We start from the raw sequence: 2,786 nt of genomic DNA, 5'->3' as shown, positions 1-2,786 counted from the left end.
TATGGGATAGAGAGGTGCGTAGTTCACCCAAGGAGAATCAATCTCTCGAAGTAAAAGTGAAGGGAATTTCTGAAATGGAATTCAGTCTGTCTATATTTGACTATACTTTTACTAACTATATTTAATTGTGGTGTCTGGAGTAAGTCTCATGCTCAAATATCTGCCTGTTAAATTCCTGCGTTTTTTAGCGATTAGCTGTCTTGTCACGTTAATTTCTCTAGGATTTGACCGTTTACACCCCGTTAAAGCTAATCCCACCCTCATAGCTCAAAATGCTTGGGCCGGGGCCTCCTTCCCCGTGGAAAACTTCCAAACCTACACCTCCGGTTTCGGTTATCGTTTCTCTCCCATGGATGGCAGTCAACAATTTCATGCCGGGTTAGATCTGGCCGCACCCTTGGGCAGTTATATTCGCAATTGGTGGACCGGCAGAATCGTCGAATTATCGGATAATACAGGCTGTGGCACCATGATTAAGATGCAATCGGGTCAATGGACGCATATTTATTGTCATCTCATGGGTTCGGTTCAATCCGATAGCCGTGGTACTTTTTTGATTGACAGGTCAGGGGGAATCGTCCTTACTCTCGGTCAGGATATACCGGCAGGGGCGCGCATTGCTAGAGTGGGAATGAGCGGACGCACCACCGGACCACACCTGCACTGGGGACTGATGTACGGCAATCAATACGTTGACCCCGCTTTGGTTTTAAATGCTATGTACGGTTCTAATCCTTCGGGTAATACTTAAGAGGAAGTCCCGATGCAACAAGTTACAGCGTCAAGCATGAAAGTAGTACCCACTTCCCACTTCCCACTTCCCACTTTCAAGTCAGTCCCGATGAAAAAATTTTCACCCCCACAGATGAAAGAGCTTTCCTTCCCTACACCCCACACCCTACACCCTACACCCCACACCCTACACCCTCTTTCAAGTCAGGGGGAATTAGAGAATCTGTGATCGCATTCTGTTGAGAAAAAACATCGCTGCCCGGATTTAGTGAATAACGAGGGACACTGCTAAAATTAAGCTGATCGATTCAGGTATATCCAGATAAAATGCGAATATTAACCCTTGTACCGGGAGGAATTAGCAATCAACTGCTGTTTTTTCCCACTCTAGAAACTCTCCGGCAAACTTACCCCCAAGGTACTATCGATGTTTTGGTCGAACCTAGGGCAAAGGCTGCCTATCGTCTCTGTCCCCAGGTTAGGGAAGTGCTTTTATTTGACTATCGAGATCAGTACGGATTAGCGGATTATTTAAATATTTTGGGAGTAATTCGGGACCGGGAGTACGAAATCGCCATTAGTCTCACCAATCGTCCTGCTATCAATCTTTTACTCTGGTTAAATGGTGTTCCTAACCGTATAGGCTATGAAAATAATGGCAGCTGGTTCTTATCGCAACAAGTACCCCGGCCAACGGAAGGCTATCTAGCGGATAATTATCACGCACTGGTCAAAGGGTTAAAGATTGCTCCACCCTGTCCACCTTTAAAAGTAACCTTGAATCGCGATGATATCGATTGGGCCCAAATGGAGCAGCAACGCCTCAATATCAAGGATAGCGGCTATATTCTCCTCTACGCCGGCGGTAGCGATCTCAGCATTGGTCAAGGACTGGAAACGCTTTATCCCCTAGAGAGTTGGCTGGAAATTATCCAAGGCATTCGCCATCAACAACCGGATTTGCCAATTGTCGCAATCCAGGGAGAACTGGATGAAGCTTGGGTTTTAGCACTCAAAGCCATGGATAATAACTTAAAAGTGTCCAGAACGGCCGATATCGGTAAAATGGCGGCCATGATCGCCGGTGCCAATTTATTGTTAGCTACCGAAAGTGTCCCTTTACAGTTAGCCGTGGCCGTGGGAACCTATACCCTCTCTCTGCTGCTTCCTTCGTTGTCTAAGAGAGTTTTACCGAGCGGGGGAGAGCGTCATCGATATATTGAGGCTAATACGGGAAAAGTCGCCGATATTACCCCCGAAACTGTCCTGAAAAAGATTTGGGGCCGGTAAAAAATCGGGTTTCGATCGCTTTTCTCTTGGCTCGAAACCCGAAAAAAATCGGCATCAAGGCTCAATTTTGCGATTGAGATAACTGACTTTTCAACGATTCTAGGGAGGCCCAACGACCATCGATGGCAGTATTTTCCGGAAGAAAAAAATCGGGTGGTTGACAATTGGCTCCGCAGAGTTGACGGGGGGGCAAAGTTAGACACAACTGCTCGTATAACCACATTTGCGGGTCAAAATCCCCGTTAGGATCGAGAGTTTCCGAGAGGTCTTCGTAGGCTATTTCTCGCTCTAGAGGATAGGAGTGATCGTAGTCTTTATTTTTGTCTAGCCAGATTAATTCGGAAGTGTTTAATTGCAGACGATGATTATATTGTTGTAAACAGCGATCGCAGGTTAAGGTGACGATGGTTTCTGCTTTCACCGATACTTCCAAAAAATTGCCCCCATGTCTAACCAGCAAGGTCCCCCGCACTGGTGTCAAGGTTTCTAGACCAGGGATAAAATTATCGATGATGATCACTCTTTGTCGATCAGGAGATTTGAGGAGGTGGGGGATAAAAATAGTTTCCATAGATAACTCCTGTATCATTTATCGGTTATCGGGTGTCAACTGCGTTAGCGAGTAACGCCATCATCGAAAATTTTGGGTCTGAAACCCCGTCGTTCTACGACGGCTTTACTGTTAAATATTAGCACATTTACGAAATATATGCTAAAATGTGAGGTATGGAAAAAGCCTATTCTTACCTATTTTACCCCACACC

At 45.7% G+C, this 2,786-nt stretch carries 3 protein-coding genes; 2 read left to right on the top strand and 1 reads right to left on the bottom strand.

Features of this window, described 5'->3' with window-relative positions:
• The first annotated feature begins 148 nt into the window (after window positions 1–148).
• Together IM500_RS16200 and IM500_RS16195 are read left to right on the top strand one after the other, a co-directional pair.
• Window positions 149–751, top strand: a complete 603-nt coding sequence (locus IM500_RS16200; RefSeq protein WP_287738981.1) for a M23 family metallopeptidase — start codon at window positions 149–151, stop codon at window positions 749–751.
• A gap of 308 nt (window positions 752–1,059) precedes the next feature.
• On the top strand, window positions 1,060–2,022 hold the full coding sequence (locus IM500_RS16195; RefSeq protein WP_190719971.1) for a glycosyltransferase family 9 protein: 963 nt from the start codon (window positions 1,060–1,062) through the stop codon (window positions 2,020–2,022).
• A gap of 61 nt (window positions 2,023–2,083) precedes the next feature.
• Here the strand turns inward: IM500_RS16195 and IM500_RS16190 are convergent, their stop codons facing one another.
• A complete protein-coding gene (locus IM500_RS16190) occupies window positions 2,084–2,593 on the bottom strand; it encodes a YceD family protein (RefSeq protein ID WP_002795530.1) in 510 nt (169 codons plus the stop codon).
• Window positions 2,594–2,786 lie beyond the last annotated feature (193 nt).

Origin of the sequence: Microcystis sp. M179S2, from assembly GCF_020245805.1 — a bacterium.
Classification (GTDB): domain Bacteria; phylum Cyanobacteriota; class Cyanobacteriia; order Cyanobacteriales; family Microcystaceae; genus Microcystis; species Microcystis aeruginosa.
Note: the sequence above shows the minus strand (reverse complement) of the source record. Positions and strands in the feature narration are given on the sequence as shown.

Bases quoted from the DNA above. Each gene is read 5' to 3' on its own strand.
- IM500_RS16195 (WP_190719971.1), top strand. From the start codon at position 1,060: ATGCGAATATTAACCCTTGTACCGGGAGGAATTAGCAATCAACTGCTG.
- IM500_RS16190 (WP_002795530.1), bottom strand. From the start codon at position 2,593: ATGGAAACTATTTTTATCCCCCACCTCCTCAAATCTCCTGATCGACAA.
- IM500_RS16200 (WP_287738981.1), top strand. From the start codon at position 149: ATGCTCAAATATCTGCCTGTTAAATTCCTGCGTTTTTTAGCGATTAGC.